Raw genomic sequence first — 18,104 nt, 5'->3', positions numbered from 1 at the left:
ATAAACAGTTAATGATGCAGGATCGTTAGACAGTTGAGCTAAACGATAAGCTACAAAGGATATTTTTCCTCTGTGGCTTTTTTTATGGTTTTATAAGCCTTCGTTTCTCCCGGGAAGACCGGAAGAGCGAAAACAAAACAAGATAAGGTTTGGAAGAAAGGGAGAAGAATGTGATGTCAGAAGTGAAGGAAGTACAATCAGCGATAGCTGGATATATTGGAAAGGTTTTGAGGGAAAGCTTTGGAAAAGGCCCTATCTCAGTACATACTACGTGGGCGCCGCCTTATTTTTGTGTCCATATCCGTGATTTTTTGGTACCAATGGAACAAATTTTAATTCAAAAAAACGAGGGCGGGAAAGTGGAAGAGTTGAGAGAGATGCTGATGAGCGTTCTCTATGCTGATATAAAATCAGAACTCGAAGCGGTTACCGGGAGGGAAATACTCGATATTTACACAAACTGGAACCTCGATCAGCGCTCCGGAGTAATTTTCGGTACAGTTGATGCGCCTGCAGAATCCGGGGTTGTGGAAAAGTGGCAGGAAGAGTTAAACAGGGTCGTGAAAAGAGCAGGAGAAAACAAGGAAGGGCTCTCTGCTTTTGTGAATACAAAGCCTTTAAATCACCGCGTAGTACTGATTGAACGAACGAATGTATTAACTCCGGTAGAACGCCAGCTTCTTGAAGAAGGACATGCAGAGGAAATTGAAGCAGCAAAAACGAAACTCGTAAAAAGCATTATCGAAGAAACAGATTTACTGGCCCGGATGCCCCGGGAAGTGATCGATCCATTTATTATCTGGGATGTGGATAAAGACATTAATTATTTAATATTTGTCTGCAGCAGCAAGGAACCCGAAACAAAATAAAGCCGCCCTTTTTGATTAAAAGAGCGGCACCGGTGTTACAGGGAAGTAGGTTTGACGACAATTTCGTCTTTTTGGGCGGCGTATTCATGATACAAATGCTTTAACGGGTGCTTGGTGTTTGGCTGCCACGGTTTTTCCGGGCCGGTAAAATGAACAACGGCCGGCTTTTCGGCAGCGCTCATCACCTTTTTCCCCTGACGGGTGTCAGGTACAGCCTTCAGAAACATATCGGTCATTGTATTCCATTTCGGATGAAGCTCGAACCAATGGTTGTAAAGCACAGCGTTTAAGCCGTCCTGATCGTGATAAAGCATCCGGCTCTCGTGCTTTTGGATAAACTGTACGACCTGATCGGTCACCTGGTGTTTTTTCCAATTCGGCACCTGGATCATCATGACTCCGGAATTGAAATATTTAGCTTCCGGCGGCATGAATAAATCGTCGTTGCGGTAAAAACCGCCGAAGTTTTCTGCTGCGGCAATAACCTGGCGCCGCAGGGGAATCTTCCACAAAATTGTAATGTCTTCCTGGATGACGGTATCGCAGTCGATATACAATACCTTGTCTACATCCGTAAACAAGTACGGAATGGATAACCGGTAATAGGCAGCATTGGTAATATGATAGGAATGTTTGTGATTTGCCTGAAAAAGATTTTTATATTTGTTTGTGTCGATGGCGTGAAAAACGACACGGGATTTAAAATGAGCTCCGAGCTGCTCGAGCATTTGCTTTTGGTAGCTGCTCCAGCCGGTTTCAATAACGTGAAATTCGATTCTTTCCGGCTTCGTGGTGTTCGTAAGCAGAGATGTAAAGGAAACAGCTGTGTGTTCTGCATAGTTGGCGTCAGCTACAGTCGTAACAATATAGGGAGAAGAATAAGACATAACAAGCACTCCTTCGTGGGGTAATAGTAATAATCTGTTTCAGTCACAGAAGCACCCGGTGCATGCCTGGAACTAAAAAGAAACAGCTGTCAGGCCTGGCTTTTTCTTTTCAGCTTATGATTAGCTCCCAATGGTCTAACTCATTGCTGCTGAAGCTGGTTATATTCAATTTTAAATACAGCATAAAAATATGCAGATAATTAACATATATCCTTAATACATCTTTTTGAAACAAAATAATGGCGAATTAACAAAAAATGGGCTGTTGGGACTAGGTTTAAAACAGTCTGGATGGAAGCTGCCTAAAAGAAGGTGGCAAAAATCATATATCGGGGTGATGGCTGCATGTTAAAGTGAAGTAGAACAAAATAGGGAAGGGGAGAAAATAATGGAAATGAGTGAGGTCACTGCCAAGCTGATAGAAGCAAAAAACCGGAAAAGAGCTACTTATCAGGATTTAGCGGAAGCTGTGGGCCGTAATAAAACCTGGGTTGCTGCTGTAATTCAGGGCCAGGCATCAATGGACGAAAAGGAAGCAGACGCGCTCATTAACTACCTCGAAGTTCCTTATGAAGAAATTAAGCATGAACTGGTGGCTGTGCCATACAAAGGTTCTCTAAGCGAAGACGTTCCGACAGATCCGCTTATTTATCGTTTTCATGAAATTACTCAGGTATATGGGACGACCTTGAAGGAAATCATCCATGAGGAATTCGGTGATGGTATTATGAGTGCCATCGATTTTAAAATGGATGTAGAACGTGAGGAGGACCCAAAAGGGGATCGGGTGGTTGTCACGTTGAACGGCAAATTTCTTCCATATACAAAGTGGTAAACGAGTAGATATGATAGAGCCGCTTTTCCATTTCAAAGGAAAGGCGGCTCTACATTTATGAAGCTTATAAGCAGATTAATCTACTACGGTTACTTCAACACTGCGGCGGCCGAAGGAATAAGCTTCGGACTTACTTGGAACGTGAACATCAATACGGTTTCCGTTTATCGCCCCGCCGGTATCCGCTGCCGTATAAGTGCCCATACCTTCAATTTGTACTTCAGAGCCGAGTGGAATAACGTCAGGATCTACAGCGATTACTTTCGCATTGCGGTTGGTATTTAAATTCACACCGGTAGCTGTAATGCCGCTGCAGCCTGCGCAGGCTGCTGTATAAGCAGTGGCTTCGACTGTCATGGACTCTCCGCCGGAGGTATCCTCAGAGCTGCTGCCTTCGGAAGTGGAAGCAGATTCTACTGCTTCATTATCACTGTCGTCCGCTTCAGAACTTTCTTCAGTGTTATTTTCACTGGAGCTGCTGGAGCTTTCCCCGTAAAGCGCTGCTTTTGTGTTCGGACCAATGACGCCGTCGACCGTAAGGCCTTCATCAGCCTGGAAATCACGGACAGCTGCTGCTGTAATCGAACCAAAAACCCCGTCTACTTCATAATCATAATATCCTTTATCATCGAGTACGGATTGGGCTTCGGATACAGAGTCATTGGAGTCTCCCTGGGCCAGCAGGCTGTCTGATGCGTCACTTACCGCTGGTGCTGCAAAAGCCAAAGCTGTACCAAGAACTGCGCCGCCGATCCAATGTGAAGCTTTCGTAGATTTTATCATGGTTGAAAAATTCCTCCTCGGAGAGTTTTAAATTTTTTATTTAATAAGCATTAAGGGTGAATGAACGTAAACAATTTAGTGTTGGATGCGTATGTTGAAATAATCTATCGCACGTTTGTAAATTTAACTTGAAGTGGGAGAACTTTCAATCTAAATAGGACGAATGTAATGTAAACGTAACAAGGCTAAGCTTTATGAAATATATGGGAAACTATGTGTAATATTTATAAAACCTTTATATTATAAGGGTTTTAAGGCAGTTATACTTAAAATTTCAGTAAGAAAGCGAACATAATGTTACAAATGAAAAATGTGAGAAAAATAACCTAATTTCGATATTTCGTGAGGAATGAACTAATTCTTAAAAATTAGTAAAGCCATAAAAATGCTGCAGAAGAAAAGTGGGGGCACGGAGAAATGAACTCTCAGCCAGTACAACAAAAAACCCCCTGAGTCATCAGGAGGTGTGCCGGAAGCTATGTGGAAAAACATAAATCGTGAGAAATTAGTTGTGCGTCAGTCGTTGCTTAAATGCTGGTAAAGTGTGGTTTTAAGTAAATCTGTCAGGACGGTCAGAGGGATATTGGACATCGACCAGCCTTTTTCCATGGCTTTTTCCTGTGTTTTGTTCCAAATATTGTCGTCTTCGGCGACATCAATGAAATCATGGCCGGCAAATGTAATTTTAATATTATGGTAGCTTGTCACCTGTTTACTCAAGGTTTTGTGCCGGGTAGCCTCGATCAGGCCTCCGTCGGTGAGCAGATACATGTAGTAATCGGTTTCTTCGTTTTTAGATGTCAGGCTGAAGCCGGGCTTTTGCTCTTTCAGATCAATCAAAAGCTTCCTGATTGATTCCATGTCTCTTTCCATAACCATTTTATCTTCCACCTTTTTTATACTTACTGAAATTATAATATTGGGACTGGCCTAAATGCCAGAAAAGATTTACGTACCCGGGTGCTTTAATAATGAGAATTGTCATACGTACCTGTTAAAAAAGAAGCCGGGAAACGCCGGCTTCTTTTTCCGAATACTTATTTCCAGACGTCTTCGGCAAGAGACACGACGTGGCGCACTTTCGCCCATTGCTCTTCTTCAGTGAGGATATTGCCTTCTTCGGTAGAAGCAAAGCCGCATTGAGGGCTTAAACCAAGTTGTTCAAGCGGTATATATTTTTCTGCTTCCTGCAGTCTGGATTTGATCAGCCCCGCATCTTCAAGTTCAGGGAATTTCGAAGTGATTAAACCGAGTACCACCTGCAGATCGCTGCGGTTCACATACTTTAATGGTTCAAAGCCTCCGGAGCGCTCGTCATCAAATTCCAGCAGGAGGGCGTCGACGTTTAATTTACTGAACATATATTCTGAAACGGCATCGTAGCTGCCGCTGGATGCATAGGTGGACTTGTAGTTGCCGCGGCAGACGTGCATATAGATCCGCATATCTTCAGGTTTATCAGCGATCGCTTCGTTGACGGTGTTTACAAACATGTCCAGCGTTTCTTCCGGGTTCAGGCCACGTGCTTCAAGGAGACCGCCGGAAAGTACGAGATCCTTGTCCTTTTCAGCGCCTAGAAATAAAGACCAGGTCGTATCATCAAACTGAAGGTGGCGGCAGCCGGCCTCGTACAGAGCCTGTATCGTATCCTTATACACCTGCACCAGATCGGAAAACAGCTCGGCTTCCGACTGATAGACATTTTTTTCTTCTTCGGTTACAGTCCGGAAAATAAACATGCTTGGACTTGGCACTGTCACGCGGGCGGCGTGCTCACCTTTCAGGCTGTGCAGGAATTCGTACTCGCGGACGACAGGATGGTCGCGGAAGGCTAATTTATTAACAACTTTGACCCCCTCGGCTTTTGTTTCCGTATTGTCGCTGAATACAAGTCCGTGGTCCAGTTTAATAAATTCTGCTCCGTCGACCTCCTGCATAAAATCGAGGTGAAACCATGCGCGGCGGAACTCACCATCCGTAACGACCGGGAGACCTGCTTCTTTTTGCTTTTCCACAAGAGCAGTAATTTCTTCGTTTTCAATGTCCCATAGCTCTTCGGCGCCTAATCCTCCCTCTGTGTACTGCTGCCGGGCTTTTTTGAGTCGCTCCGGACGGAGAAAACTTCCTACGTGTTCTGCGTGAAACGGTGCTTTTGTCAAACCATCCACTCCTCTGTAATATGTATAGATTCAGGAAGATCTGTATATATTTTTCCTACTAATAGTATATGGAAGCAGATGACGGTTTGTCTACAGAAACCCTCAGAAGCAGGCTGTGCTTCCAGGAAAATGAAAAGCGGCCCGTATGCGGTCTGTTAAGGGCGCCGCTGAAAGACAATCACCGGCTCCCCGAGGTCGTTTGTATGACAAACAGCATGGTAAGTGGAAAATAAACGGTAAAGGCCGTTAAAGCCTTTCAATTTGATTACAAAAGCGATATCTTTCATATTCAGTTTTTCTCCGGTGAGGGCGTAAATCGTTTTTTTCGGACGGAAGCTGTTGTCCATTTTGTCAGCAGTCTGCTTATCGATTTCCTGAAAAACGAGAATAGTTTTAAGCTGGCTGGCAAATTCGCCTTCTGCCTTTATGGCAGCGGCTTTTTTCTTTCGCGCCCGGTTGAGCGCAGACGGTTTTTCCACGGGGGTCATTATAAGATTCCTCCTGACAATAGTTTAACTGCTTTTCTTTCCATACCCCGGAAGCTGTGTGATTCAATCCCGCTGTTTAAAACGTTTTGGATGAAGTTTATGAAAAAAGAAAACCGTGAATAAAACAATCATCTCCCACAGAAAGAAGGAACGGCCTGTGATTGAAATTTTGATTGAACATGTACCGAGTACACTGCTGCATCTGCTGACCGGTGCAGCGGTGATGTATATATTTTACGGAAATCCGGATTTAACCATTTTGCAGCGTTTGAAGGTGATGGCATTCGGTGTGATGGTGCTTGTGCCGGATATTCCGAAGCTGTTTGGCAACTATATTTTTCATACGCTGCTGACGATGCCATTTATTGCAGGAGCTTTCGCTCCGGTTGTCCGCCGCGCGCTCGGGGGAGGATTCCCAAAAGCCTGGTCAGCTGCATTTTTTACGCTGGCCGTTGGTTCTATGCTGATTGATTTTCTGGGAAACGGTACTCAGTTTTTATTCCCATTAACATCGAAAAATTTTTCATACCCGCTGCTTTACCAGGAATGGTGGGTGATTGTGCCGCTTGCGGGTGTCTTGGGGACGCTTGCTATGGGCGGAAGAAAAAATATTTCGCCCCGGGATTCATAAAAAACGTATGAAAACCTCTTCAATTTTAATGAATATATTAGTAAACTTATAGTATATTTAGACTAGGAATTTTAATAGAAAGAAAAGAGGATGTTATGCGAAAACTTTATTTTGGATTAACGTGCGGTGTCTTCCTCTTGAGTGGCTGCAGCAGTGCCCAGGAATCCACCGGGGAAAATGAAAATTCAGAGGCGCAGAGTGAAAATTCAGAGGCACAGAACGAAAATTCGGAGGAACAGACGGAGGAAGCTCCCGCAAAACAGGAGCAGGAAGATGAAAGCGTTACGATTGGCGCGGCAGGAGACGTTTTGCTGCACGGCCGTGTATATAAAAGAATGGAAGAAGACGGGGAGTACGATTTCACCCCGGCGTTGAAGGCAGTCACCCCGATGCTTGAGGAACCGGATTACACGATTGTGAACCAGGAATCAATCCCCGGCGGCGAAGAGCTTGGCTTATCAGCTTATCCTTCCTTTAACAGTCCATACGCAATCGTGGACGACCTTCAGGATGCCGGAGTGGACATGCTCTCCGGGGCCAATAACCATACACTTGACCGTGGAATGGATGCTGTAAACAATGCGATTAATCATTATGAGCAGACGGGTATGGATTACGTAGGTGTATATAAGGACGAAGAAGATGCAGAGCGGCAGCGTATAGTGGATGTGAAAGATGTAGACATGGGTGTGCTTTCCTATACTTACGGACTGAACGGCATCGAGGTGCCGGAGGGGCATGAATATGTCGTTCAGAAAATTGACAAGGAACAAATACAGGAAGACGTCGAAGCGATGAGAGATGACGCAGACGTCGTGGTCGTGAATATGCACTGGGGTGATGAATATGAGCGGCTTCCAAATGAAGAACAGAAAGAGCTGGCCCAATTTCTTGCAGATCTGGAAGTGGACGTAGTTATTGGTCATCACCCTCACGTGCTTCAGCCGATGGAATGGGTGGAGGGTGAAGAAGGCAATGAAACGCTTGTTTATTATTCTCTCGGGAATTTTTATTCCGGTCAGGACACTGATTATACTGATACAGGCGGCATTGCTACATTCGAGGTGGAAAAAGACGGCGAAGATGTGAAGGTTACAGAGCCTAACATTGATTTTACCCAGGTCGTTCCGGGTCCTGAAGACCAGTACACTGTAAAGCCCATGGCCGAAGCAGATCATCCAGCCGAGGGCGGTGAAACGGAACAGGAGCTGCGCGAGCATGTGTATCAATGGATCGAGGATCAAGAATAGTGTATATGCAAGTAAGCTAAGATCCGCCTGGAAGCAGGCGGAAAGGCATATATAATTTCAATTAATGTATCAAAATACTAAAGGACCTCTGATTTTAAACAGAGGTCCTTTGCTGATTATGCGCCAAACCCATTAATAAACGGATTGGAGTCCATTTCGGCTTCAATATCGGTGAAGGGGCCATGGCCGCAGGCTACTACCGTATTTTCCGGGAGCTCAAGCAGCTGCTCGTGAATGGAGGCCAGCAGCGTATCCATGTCTCCTCCGTAGAGATCGGTACGGCCGACACCGCCTGAAAACAATACATCGCCGGAGAAGACCGTATTCGTTTCTTTATGCCAGTAGGAAATACTTCCTGGCGAATGGCCCGGCGTATGAAGCCATTGGAATTCAAAGCTGCCGAATTGAAGCGTTCCTTCAGCCTGCAGCAGGTGGTCAGCTGGCTTTGTGGTAAACGCAGCCTCCGGCATCATGCGTCCGGAACCGTTTTTCTGGGCGTCCCCAAGCCAGTCACTTTCCTGCTCATGAAGATAAACAGGGATATTGTAGGCGTCCCTAACGGCATCAAGCGCGCCGATATGATCAAAATGGGCGTGTGTTAACAAAATAACAACGGGATGCAGCTCGTTTTCCTGAAGATAGGTGAGCAGTTTATCGGCGTCTCCGGCTGGATCAATTATCACGGCATTTTTATCATTATCATACAGAACATAGCAGTTTGTCTGCAGTGGTCCTAGTGGAAGCTGTTTCCAGTTCATAGTTTCCCTCCAATTTGTAGGCTGATTTTAGTATAAACAATATTTCAGTAAGAAGAAATGACCGATCCAAAGAGTTGGACGAATGTTAAAAGAAAATTTACCGGGAATGTTCGGGTTAATTTATTTCAGCATTGGTTTTTAGCTGAATTAGTGATAGAATATGAGCAAATAAAGGTGTACATATAATGCGCGGATGATGGTAAGGGGAGAGACTGCCAGGCAGCGCCGAAGGAGCAAGCCGTAACAGGTGAATCTCTCAGGCAAACAGACTCTTACTGGACGCTCCTCTGGAGAGTGCTTCTTTTAGAAGCCACCCACGAAGACACTCTTTCCGTATGACGGAAAGGAGAAACTTTCTGGTTATAGGACAGAGCTTCCATAGTTATGGAGTTCTGTCTTTTTTATGATTTTTCCTGTTTTGATTTTTCAGAAAATAATGAATGAGGTGGTTTTCTTGGCAGAATTAAAACGAACTCCCCTGTATCCCGTGTATGAGAAATACGGAGCAAAAACCGTAGATTTCGGCGGATGGGAAATGGCTGTTCAGTTTTCCGGCATCAAAAAAGAACATGAGGCAGTGCGTACAAAGGCTGGTCTGTTCGACGTTTCCCATATGGGCGAGGCGATCGTAGAAGGGGAGGGTGCTGGTGAATTTCTGCAGTATATGCTCACAAACAACATAAAAAATGCAGAACCCGGAAAAGCGCTTTATACCGCCATGTGCTATGAAGATGGAGGGACGGTTGACGATCTGCTCGTGTACCAGCTTGAAAAAGAAAAATACATGCTCGTTTTGAACGCAGCCAACATCGAAAAAGATCTGGAGTGGCTTCGCCGCCACGTAATGAAAAATGTAAGTATTACCAATATTTCAGAAGATACAGCGCTAATTGCTGTGCAGGGTCCGATGGCAGAAACGGTGCTGCAGAAAGTAACCGATGCTTCTCTTGCAGATATCCTGCCTTTTCGTTTTGCTGCCGGTGCTTCGGTCGGGGAAACGGAAAATGTCATCGTGTCACGAACCGGCTATACCGGCGAAGACGGCTTTGAATTATACTGTCCGGCCGGGGAGGCGGTCCGCTGCTGGGAGACAATCATAAAAGCAGGAGAATCTGAAGGAATCATCCCATGCGGTCTTGGTGCGAGAGACACCTTGAGGTTTGAAGCAAAACTTCCGCTGTACGGCCAGGAGCTTAGTGCAGATATTACACCACTTGAAGCAGGGATCGGCTTTTGCGTAAAGCTGAAGCAGGAAGACGATTTTATTGGTAAAGAAGCTTTGAAAAAGCAAAAAGAAGCAGGCTTAAAACGCAAGCTCGTCGGCATTGAAATGGTTGATAAAGCAATTCCGCGCCCGGGTTACATTGTGCACGATGATAACGGAGCGGAAATTGGCTGGGTAACTACCGGCACTCAGTCGCCCACGCTGAAAACAAACGTGGGACTTGCGCTTCTGAATATTGAATGGACGAATCTGGATCAGGCTGTCGAAGTGGATGTGCGGGGCAAAGCCAGGCGGGCAAAAGTGGCAGCTGTACCTTTTTATAAACGGGAAAAATAAACAGAGGAGGCATCAGGTATGGATTATCGCTACCTGCCGGTTACCGGCGAGGATAAAGAAGAAATGCTTAAAACAATTGGCGTGGAGTCGGTCGGTGAACTGTTTGAGGACGTGCCGGAAAATATACGCTTTTCCGGTGAAATGAACCTGCCGAAAGCTCTTGGGGAAACGGACCTTCTAAAGGAAATGAAGCGCCTCAGCGACAGAAATACGAATGTACAGGACTGCGTCTCCTACCTCGGGGCAGGAGTGTACGAGCATTATATACCGACAGTCGTCGATCACGTGCTCCGGCGCTCGGAATTTTACACGGCGTATACCCCTTATCAGCCGGAAATTTCGCAGGGTGAGCTGCAGGCAATCTTTGAATTTCAAACGATGGTCAGTGAGCTTACAGGAATGGATATCGCTAATTCGTCTATGTATGATGGGCCGACGGCGCTTGCGGAAGCAGCACTGATGGCCGCAAGTGAAAACAGGGGGAAACGTCGCACGATCGTCGTCTCTGAAACGGTTCACCCCGAAGCGCTCGATGTATTGAAAACATACGCTGTCGGCCCCGGGCTTACAGTGAAAATCGTTCCCGAAAAGGACGGTCGCACGGACCTGGGAAAGCTGGAAGACATGATTGATGCTGATACCGCAGGAGTGATCGTGCAGTACCCGAACTTTTACGGGACTATTGAGGATTTAGCTGCTGTAAGGCAGGCAGCCGATAAAGAAAACTCGCTGATGATTGTTTCGGCAAACCCCCTTGCGCTCGGCGTCCTGACACCGCCGGGACATTTCGGGGCAGATATTGTCGCGGGAGACGCTCAGCCGCTTGGTATTCCAATCCAGTTTGGAGGGCCGCACTGCGGATTTTTTGCCACCACAAAAAAGCATATCCGGAAAGTGCCCGGACGTCTCGTCGGACAGACGGAAGATGAAGACGGAAGCCGTGGATACGTACTGACGCTGCAGGCAAGAGAGCAGCATATCCGCCGGGATAAAGCGACCTCCAACATTTGTTCAAACCAGGCTCTGAACGCGCTGGCTGCTTCTGTTGCGATGACCGCTCTAGGAAAAAAAGGCCTGAAGGAAACGGCTGAACGAAATGTTAAAAGTGCTCATTTCTTTAAACAGCTGCTCAAACAAAAAGGCATCCAGCTTGTCCATGAGTCACCATCATTTAATGAATTTGTGATTAACCTCGGCCGCCCTGTGGCAGAAGTGAACGAACAGCTCTTCAAACAAGGGATCATCGGCGGGTATGATTTAGGCGAGGTTTCGGCGGATAAAAACGGACAGATGCTCGTGTGTGTGACCGAACTTCGGACGAGAGAACAGCTGGAGACCTTTGCCAAACATTTGGAGGTGCTTGTACATGAAACAGCCTAACCAGCCGTTAATTTTCGAACAAAGCAGACCGGGAAGGGTAGCGTATTCCCTTCCTGAGACAAATATACCTGAACAAAGCCTGAGTGACATTTTGCCCGGAGCTAATATCCGGGAAGAAGAGCCGGCACTGCCGGAAGTGTCTGAGCTGCAGCTGATGCGTCACTATACGGCGCTTTCGAACCGGAATTACGGAGTGGATTCGGGCTTTTACCCCCTCGGGTCCTGCACAATGAAATACAATCCGAAAATCAATGAAGAAACGGCCCGCATGGCCGGGTTTGCCGCAACGCATCCGTACCAGCCGGAAGCGCAGGTGCAGGGGAATCTCGAGATGATGTACGACCTGCAGCAGGCGCTTGCTGAAATAACCGGAATGGATGAAGTGACGCTTCAGCCGGCGGCCGGTGCCCAGGGAGAGTGGACCGGCCTGATGCTGATCCGGGCGCTTCACGAAGCAAATGGAGAAACGGGGCGCACGGAAGTGATCGTTCCCGACTCTGCGCATGGAACGAACCCTGCTTCAGCAACGGTGGCAGGATTCGATCATGTAACGGTCCGGACTGATGAACGCGGGCTGGTGGACCTTGAGCATTTAAAAGAAGTAACGGGCGAAAAAACGGCTGCCCTCATGCTCACGAACCCGAACACACTCGGTTTGTTTGAGGAAGATATTATGGAAATGGCCGATACAATCCATCAGGCCGGCGGCCGGCTCTATTATGACGGGGCCAACTCCAATGCCATTATGGGCATCACAAGACCCGGGGATATGGGATTTGATGTCGTTCACCTGAATCTGCATAAAACATTCACCGGCCCTCACGGAGGCGGAGGTCCCGGCAGCGGGCCGGTTGGCGTAAAAAAAGAGCTGATCCCTTATCTGCCCGGACCGGTGCTTACGAAAGAAAATGATACGTACTACTGGGACAAAGACCGTCCGCATTCCATCGGCCGCGTGAAGCCGTATTACGGCAACTTTGGCATTAACGTGCGTGCCTATACGTATATCCGAACGATGGGGGCAGAGGGACTCAAAAAAGTATCAGAGTATGCTGTATTAAACGCCAATTATTTAATGAGACGGCTCGAGCCTTATTTTGACCTCCCGTACGGCCGTCACTGCAAGCACGAATTTGTGATTTCGGGCCGCCGCCAGAAGAAGCTCGGCGTACGTACGCTCGATATGGCTAAACGACTGCTCGATTATGGCTACCACCCGCCAACGATTTATTTTCCCATCAACGTCGAAGAGTGCATGATGATCGAACCGACGGAAACCGAGGCGAAGGAAACGCTTGATGCGTTCGCAGACGCCATGATCGGAATTGCCAAAGAAGCAGAGGAAGACCCGGAAATGGTGCAGGAAGCGCCTCACACCACCGTAGTCGGAAGGCTGGATGAGACGCTGGCAGCACGTAAGCCAGTGCTGACATATAATACCGAAACGTCGCTCAAGTCCATGAAATAAAACAAGCCAAGGAGGTCTTCGGACTTCAAAATCACAAAAAAGGAAGAGCGGAGATGCTCTTCCTTTTAATTATGCGCTTTTTTTCTTTTTGCTGATTTTCCCTGTCCAGCGTTTGAAGCCGCCTTTCAGGTGATAGATGTCCCGGTTTCCCTTATGCTTTTTGATCAATTTTGCAGCTTGCTTTGAACGCATGCCTGACTGGCAGTATAAATAAACAGGCTGGTCTTCCCGGATCTCCATCATCCGCTGTTTCATCTGGGAAACAGGAATATTCCGGGCCCCGAGGATGTGGCCGCCGTCATATTCTTTCGGCTCACGCACATCGATAAGCTGGGCTTTGCGATAGCCTTTAATAAAGTCTTCCTGTGGTAATGCAGTTAAGTCTTTCGGGCCGACAAAACGGCGTACAATAAGAAAAACCAATACCGCAATAAGCACTACCCATAACCATTCAAATATCATATATATTATTTCACCTCTTTCCAGGTCGATTGCAAATTAATTATAACGCATAACCCTGGTATTTTGCTAGATTTCTAATTAACGGGTGGTCATTTTTATATATGGAAAGCAGTGATCTCTGCTACAATGGAAATGGAAAAATCGAGAAAGAGAGATGAACATTAATGGCAAAAGATACTTGGCTTTTTATAGATTCAGGCAATCAGTCACCAGCCTATAATATGGCGCTCGATGAAAAACTGCTGCAGTGGCACAGTGAAGGGCAGATTCCGCCGGTTATCAGGTTTTATGGATGGAACCCGCCGACGCTGTCGGTCGGTTACTTCCAAAAGGCGAAAAAGGACATTGATATGGATGCGGTGGAAAAGCACGGCGTAGGTTTTGTACGCCGGCCGACGGGAGGCCGGGCAGTTCTTCATGATCAGGAGCTGACCTACAGCATCATTGTGTCAGAAGACCACCCGGAGATGCCGGAAACGGTGACGGAAGCCTACCGCGTCCTGTCTGAAGGGATTCTGCAGGGGTTTTTAAAGCTCGGTCTGGATGCTTATTTTTCCGTGCCGAAAACGAAGGAAGAAGAGGATTCTTTGAAAAATCCCCGTTCGGCCAACTGTTTTGATGCCTCCTCGTGGTATGAGCTGGTCGTAGAGGACCGGAAAATTGCCGGAAGTGCCCAGACGAGACAGCGCGGCGTTATTCTGCAGCACGGTTCGATTATTCTGGATCTTGATGAGGATAAATTGTTTGATTTGTTTAAATATCCGAGCGAGCGCGTGCGGGAGAGAATGCAGAAAGCATTTAAAAACAAAGCTGTGGCAATTAACGAACTGACGGATAAACCATTTACACTTGGCGATCTGCGCGAAGCATTTAAGGAAGGATTCGCCGATGGTCTGAATGCCGGCCTTGAAGAATATCAGCTGACCACCGCCCAGGAACAAGAGGTGCAGGAACTGGCCGAAGAGCGCTATCAGGCAGAGGAATGGAATTTCAGGCGCTGACACGGTTCATAATAATGGAATTAAAATACAAAAGACCGCTCCCGGGCGGTCTTTTGTTGATTACACATATAAATACTTAGTTATAGGTGACAAGCGGCTGGGTGTCACCTGCTTCGAATAGTTCGACCTCCCTGCGGAATTCTCCAAGAAGCTCTCTCGTTACCGGAGAATGGCCGTACCCGGCTTCAAATGAGCCCTGAATGGATCGCACAGGCACGATTTCAACCGAAGTGCTCGTCATAAACATTTCGTCAGCCTCTTTGGCCTCCCCGATAGTAAACGGCCGTTGTTCGACGGGAATATTCAGCTGCTTTGCAAGCTGAAGGACATAGCGTTTAGTAATACCTTCAAGAATATAATTGCTCTGCGGATGGGTAATAATCGTTTCATCTTTAACAATAAAGGCGTTAGTGGAAGAGCCTTCCGTAATAACGTCCCCACGGTGCTGAAGAGCCTCTGCGCAGTGGTGGTCCTCCGCGGCCCGTTTGGCGAGTACATTTCCGAGCAGATTAATGGTTTTTATGTCACAGCGAAGCCAGCGGATGTCTTCAGTGGCGTACACATCAATGCCGTCGGTCTGTTTAGCAAACGGCACCCCGGCCGTTTTTGTAAAGCCGGTTAACACAGGGGCGGTGCCGCGTTCATACAAATGATCCCGGGCCTGGATTCCTCTCGTCAGCTGAAAGTAAATATAGCCCGTGGTAAGCCCATTTTTATCAATCAACCGGCGGAGAAGCGATTTCATGGTATCGGGGGAATAGGGAACCACCAGGTCGAGTTTGGAAGCACTGGCCTGAAAACGCTCAAGGTGACCTTCTTGGAGGAACAATTTTCCATTGTACACCCGGATCACTTCATAAATGCCGTCGCCGAAATAATAACCGCGGTCTTCAAATGAAATAGCGGCTTCCTCTTTTGGAATGATGGATTCGTTATACATCACATAGCTCATGAATGCTGCCTCCTTCAATACTTTATATTGTACAAGATTGCAGGTGCGAAAAAAAGAAAAGCCGTTTAAAAGGGAAGGAATTATTCAGAAAACAAAAAAGTTTCTTAAGGGCAATTCTGAAATAAGGGATAATTATAAGAAAAAGAAGATTTGTTTTTTAGAAATAGTTTCGTTAAAATAAAGAAAGCCAATTTTTTTGTGTGACGGTTTTTATCATATTTATTGGAGGGTCTCGATGCCGACTCCTAGTATGGAAGATTATTTAGAGCGGATTTATCAACTGATTGAATCGAAAGGATATGCGCGGGTCTCAGATATTGCAGAGACGCTGGACGTGCATCCCTCCTCGGTAACAAAAATGGTCCAAAAACTCGATAAAATGGAATATCTGATTTATGAACGGTATCGGGGACTTGTGCTGACTTCAAAAGGAAATAAAATAGGAAAGCGTCTGGTTTACAGACATGAGCTGCTTGAGAAGTTTTTACATATTATCGGCGTGGAGGAAGACAAAATATATGCCGATGTGGAGGGTATTGAACATCACCTAAGCTGGGATGCGATTGACCGTATTGGAGATGTTCTTCAGTATTTTGAAGAGGATGACGAACGTGTGCAGGCACTGCGCGACATTCAGCGTTCGTACGAATAAAAAAGATCAGGCGTTTGTTTTACGCCCGATCTTTTTTTCGGTTTTTGTTCCCCTGAATTACTTTCAGATTTGCATCGTTGCGCCGTTTACTGGAGCTTTTAGCAGATTTTTTCTTCTGCTGCTTCTGTGCCTGTTTAAAATTTTTCGCCTGAGTTCCTTTCGCTGCTCCGGGCCGTCCGGAAGCAGCATTAGAGCCTGCCTGATACTGGTTCATCATCGCGCGTTTCATGATAACCTTTGTAAAAAGAAAATATAGTCCAACAGCGATAGCTGCACCAATAACAAGGTAGAGAAGCAGACCGAGCGGATCTGTTACGAGCCGGTAACCCACCCCTAAAATGGCAAGTCCCAGCACAACAGTGGCAATGGGATTTTTCAGCGCTTGCTGCATGGAACACACCTCTCGTTTCGTTAAAATTTTCATGCGTTATCAGCGGGCAGGGGGGAGTTATACCGAAAATGAAGCAGGCAGGGCGTGAACATAGTAAAAATAAGATATGCCCCGGCACTCTGTTATCCGGATCGAACAACTCCGTAAGAAGATTCATTTCCATACCCGTTAAGTAACGCTGTAAAACTTTCTGCGGAGAATTGACAGCGATTCTGCAGAGGCATAAGGCGTTAGGGGGGATAGAGTGTGAATAGAAATAGTACTTAAATTTTACAATAAAGATTTGAAATGCGCTACTTTTAAACATTATCTCACGGTGTTTATATTATTCCCATATTCTAAGGAAAATACACGTAATATATAAAAGAGACCTTCCTCTCTGCTGATGCCTGTTTCCCTACCGCGCGTTGTGTTACGATAAACAGGGAAGCAAAGTCAATTCAAAAAGAGGTGTCGGTAATGCATGAGATCACAGCACGTATTCGTGAAGACCTTGAACATAAAAAGCTTGACGCGCTCGTCATACAAAGCCCTTACAACCGCCGTTATGTGAGCGGTTTTACCGGTTCGGCCGGTACGCTGATTATCACGAAAAAATCGGCCCGGCTGATTACAGATTTTCGTTATGTGGAGCAGGCTAACGATGAAGCCCTTGATTTCGACGTGATCGAACAGAAGGGGTCGGCATGGGATATGGTCGAAGAGATTGCCCAAAGCGAAGATGTGAGTTCCATTGGGTTTGAAAAGCAGCATGTAACCTATGCACAGTTTGAAGATATGAGAGAAAAATTGAGCGGCTCCCTTTCTCCAGTGTCGGGAATCGTGGAGAAGCTGCGGGCGTACAAATCTAAAGAAGAAGTGGAAAAGCTGCAGGAAGCAGTCAATATTGCTGAAGATGCGTTTGAACACATTAAATCGATCATTGCCCCGAACATGACCGAGCTTGATGTAAGCAACGAGCTGGAGTTTTATATGAGGAAAAACGGAGCAGCGGGATCATCATTTGATATTATCGTTGCTTCGGGATGGAGAGGCGCTCTTCCTCACGGTATCGCTTCCGATAAGGTGATAGAAGACGGAGAGCTGGTGACGCTTGATTTCGGGGCCTATGTGGACGGCTACTGCTCGGACATTACAAGAACCCTCGCTGTCGGTGAACCAAATGACGACCTGAAAAAGATATATCAAACCGTATATGAAGCCCAAATGAAAGCCGTGGAGCAGGTTGGCCCGGGAATGACCGGGAAAGAAGCAGATGCGATCGCTCGGGAGCACATCAATAAAGAAGGGTTCGGCGATCGCTTCGGCCACAGCCTCGGCCATGGTCTTGGCATGGAAGTGCATGAACAGCCCGGTGTTTCCCCGAAAAGCGATGTGCAGCTTGAGCCGGGTATGGTGATTACCATTGAACCGGGGATTTACGTTCCGGAGCTTGGCGGCGTCCGAATAGAAGACGACGTTCTTATTACCGAAACAGGGAGCCGAAAGCTCAGCTACTCAGCAAAAGAGCTGACGATTGTCGGCAATTAACCGGGAGTGCGTATAAAAAACCGGACAGCTGTGATATAGTAATAATC

19 protein-coding genes and 2 riboswitches are annotated in these 18,104 nt (G+C 46.6%); of the genes, 10 read left to right on the top strand and 9 right to left on the bottom strand.

The window, feature by feature from the left end:
* The first annotated feature begins 173 nt into the window (after positions 1–173).
* Positions 174–869, top strand: a complete 696-nt coding sequence (locus BLV22_RS04390) for a Na-translocating system protein MpsC family protein (RefSeq protein ID WP_091611775.1) — start codon at positions 174–176, stop codon at positions 867–869.
* Positions 870–904: 35 nt separating this feature from the next.
* On the opposite strand, the gene BLV22_RS04385 is transcribed toward BLV22_RS04390, so the two are convergent.
* Positions 905–1,756, bottom strand: coding sequence for a glycosyltransferase family 8 protein (locus BLV22_RS04385; RefSeq protein WP_091611773.1), 852 nt, complete (start codon positions 1,754–1,756; stop codon positions 905–907).
* Between the two features lie 388 nt (positions 1,757–2,144).
* Between BLV22_RS04385 and cynS the strand changes: the two genes are divergently transcribed.
* Positions 2,145–2,591 (top strand): cyanase, encoded by a 447-nt coding sequence (gene cynS, locus BLV22_RS04380; protein WP_091611769.1) that lies wholly within the window; start codon positions 2,145–2,147, stop codon positions 2,589–2,591.
* Positions 2,592–2,666: 75 nt separating this feature from the next.
* On the opposite strand, the gene BLV22_RS04375 is transcribed toward cynS, so the two are convergent.
* The 4 genes from BLV22_RS04375 to BLV22_RS04360 all read right to left on the bottom strand — a co-directional run bounded on the left by BLV22_RS04375 (position 2,667) and on the right by BLV22_RS04360 (position 6,021).
* Positions 2,667–3,374 carry a 3D domain-containing protein gene (locus BLV22_RS04375; RefSeq protein WP_091611766.1) on the bottom strand — a complete coding sequence of 236 codons (708 nt, stop codon included), beginning with the start codon at positions 3,372–3,374 and terminating at the stop codon, positions 2,667–2,669.
* Positions 3,375–3,890: 516 nt separating this feature from the next.
* Positions 3,891–4,253: a DUF2513 domain-containing protein gene (locus BLV22_RS04370; RefSeq protein WP_091611763.1), complete on the bottom strand. Its 363-nt coding sequence runs from the start codon at positions 4,251–4,253 to the stop codon at positions 3,891–3,893.
* Between the two features lie 158 nt (positions 4,254–4,411).
* The gene (locus tag BLV22_RS04365) at positions 4,412–5,542 is read right to left on the bottom strand and encodes a 5-methyltetrahydropteroyltriglutamate--homocysteine S-methyltransferase (RefSeq protein WP_091611760.1); all 1,131 of its coding nucleotides are present in this window, start codon (positions 5,540–5,542) and stop codon (positions 4,412–4,414) included.
* Positions 5,543–5,688: 146 nt separating this feature from the next.
* Positions 5,689–6,021 carry a hypothetical protein gene (locus tag BLV22_RS04360; protein WP_091611758.1) on the bottom strand — a complete coding sequence of 111 codons (333 nt, stop codon included), beginning with the start codon at positions 6,019–6,021 and terminating at the stop codon, positions 5,689–5,691.
* Between the two features lie 157 nt (positions 6,022–6,178).
* Here BLV22_RS04360 and BLV22_RS04355 point away from each other — a divergent pair, with 157 nt between their 5' ends.
* Together BLV22_RS04355 and BLV22_RS04350 are read left to right on the top strand one after the other, a co-directional pair.
* Entirely contained in the window at positions 6,179–6,652 is a 474-nt protein-coding gene (locus BLV22_RS04355; protein WP_091611755.1) for a hypothetical protein, read from the top strand.
* Between the two features lie 95 nt (positions 6,653–6,747).
* On the top strand, positions 6,748–7,902 hold the full coding sequence (locus BLV22_RS04350; RefSeq protein ID WP_091611753.1) for a CapA family protein: 1,155 nt from the start codon (positions 6,748–6,750) through the stop codon (positions 7,900–7,902).
* A gap of 116 nt (positions 7,903–8,018) precedes the next feature.
* Here BLV22_RS04350 and BLV22_RS04345 read toward each other — a convergent pair whose 3' ends face one another.
* Positions 8,019–8,660: an MBL fold metallo-hydrolase gene (locus BLV22_RS04345; RefSeq protein WP_091611751.1), complete on the bottom strand. Its 642-nt coding sequence runs from the start codon at positions 8,658–8,660 to the stop codon at positions 8,019–8,021.
* A 193-nt stretch (positions 8,661–8,853) separates the two neighbouring features.
* A riboswitch (glycine riboswitch) is annotated at positions 8,854–8,942 on the top strand.
* 3 nt (positions 8,943–8,945) lie between these two features.
* Positions 8,946–9,033: riboswitch (glycine riboswitch) on the top strand.
* 63 nt (positions 9,034–9,096) lie between these two features.
* Between BLV22_RS04345 and gcvT the strand changes: the two genes are divergently transcribed.
* From gcvT to gcvPB, 3 genes are read left to right on the top strand one after another with little or no spacing between them, the layout of a single operon-like run.
* On the top strand, positions 9,097–10,221 hold the full coding sequence (gene gcvT, locus BLV22_RS04340; protein ID WP_091612289.1) for a glycine cleavage system aminomethyltransferase GcvT: 1,125 nt from the start codon (positions 9,097–9,099) through the stop codon (positions 10,219–10,221).
* An 18-nt stretch (positions 10,222–10,239) separates the two neighbouring features.
* Positions 10,240–11,601: an aminomethyl-transferring glycine dehydrogenase subunit GcvPA gene (gcvPA, locus tag BLV22_RS04335; protein WP_091611748.1), complete on the top strand. Its 1,362-nt coding sequence runs from the start codon at positions 10,240–10,242 to the stop codon at positions 11,599–11,601.
* Entirely contained in the window at positions 11,588–13,069 is a 1,482-nt protein-coding gene (gene gcvPB, locus BLV22_RS04330; protein WP_091611746.1) for an aminomethyl-transferring glycine dehydrogenase subunit GcvPB, read from the top strand. The genes gcvPA and gcvPB overlap by 14 nt, the downstream gene beginning before the upstream one ends.
* A 69-nt stretch (positions 13,070–13,138) precedes the next feature.
* Here gcvPB and BLV22_RS04325 read toward each other — a convergent pair whose 3' ends face one another.
* Positions 13,139–13,531, bottom strand: a complete 393-nt coding sequence (locus BLV22_RS04325) for a rhodanese-like domain-containing protein (protein ID WP_091611743.1) — start codon at positions 13,529–13,531, stop codon at positions 13,139–13,141.
* Positions 13,532–13,695: 164 nt separating this feature from the next.
* On the opposite strand from BLV22_RS04325, the gene BLV22_RS04320 reads away from it, so the two are divergent.
* Positions 13,696–14,532, top strand: a complete 837-nt coding sequence (locus BLV22_RS04320; protein ID WP_091611741.1) for a lipoate--protein ligase family protein — start codon at positions 13,696–13,698, stop codon at positions 14,530–14,532.
* 76 nt (positions 14,533–14,608) lie between these two features.
* Here the strand turns inward: BLV22_RS04320 and dat are convergent, their stop codons facing one another.
* Positions 14,609–15,484, bottom strand: coding sequence for a D-amino-acid transaminase (dat, locus tag BLV22_RS04315; RefSeq protein ID WP_091611738.1), 876 nt, complete (start codon positions 15,482–15,484; stop codon positions 14,609–14,611).
* Positions 15,485–15,719: 235 nt separating this feature from the next.
* On the opposite strand from dat, the gene mntR reads away from it, so the two are divergent.
* On the top strand, positions 15,720–16,136 hold the full coding sequence (mntR, locus tag BLV22_RS04310) for a transcriptional regulator MntR (protein ID WP_091611734.1): 417 nt from the start codon (positions 15,720–15,722) through the stop codon (positions 16,134–16,136).
* A 19-nt stretch (positions 16,137–16,155) separates the two neighbouring features.
* Here the strand turns inward: mntR and BLV22_RS04305 are convergent, their stop codons facing one another.
* Positions 16,156–16,527 (bottom strand): hypothetical protein, encoded by a 372-nt coding sequence (locus BLV22_RS04305; RefSeq protein WP_091611731.1) that lies wholly within the window; start codon positions 16,525–16,527, stop codon positions 16,156–16,158.
* Positions 16,528–16,986: 459 nt separating this feature from the next.
* Between BLV22_RS04305 and BLV22_RS04300 the strand changes: the two genes are divergently transcribed.
* Entirely contained in the window at positions 16,987–18,057 is a 1,071-nt protein-coding gene (locus BLV22_RS04300; RefSeq protein ID WP_091611729.1) for a M24 family metallopeptidase, read from the top strand.
* Positions 18,058–18,104 lie beyond the last annotated feature (47 nt).

It is taken from the genome of Marinococcus luteus, assembly GCF_900106595.1.
Classification (GTDB): Bacteria; Bacillota; Bacilli; order Bacillales; family Marinococcaceae; genus Marinococcus; species Marinococcus luteus.
Note: the sequence above shows the minus strand (reverse complement) of the source record. Positions and strands in the feature narration are given on the sequence as shown.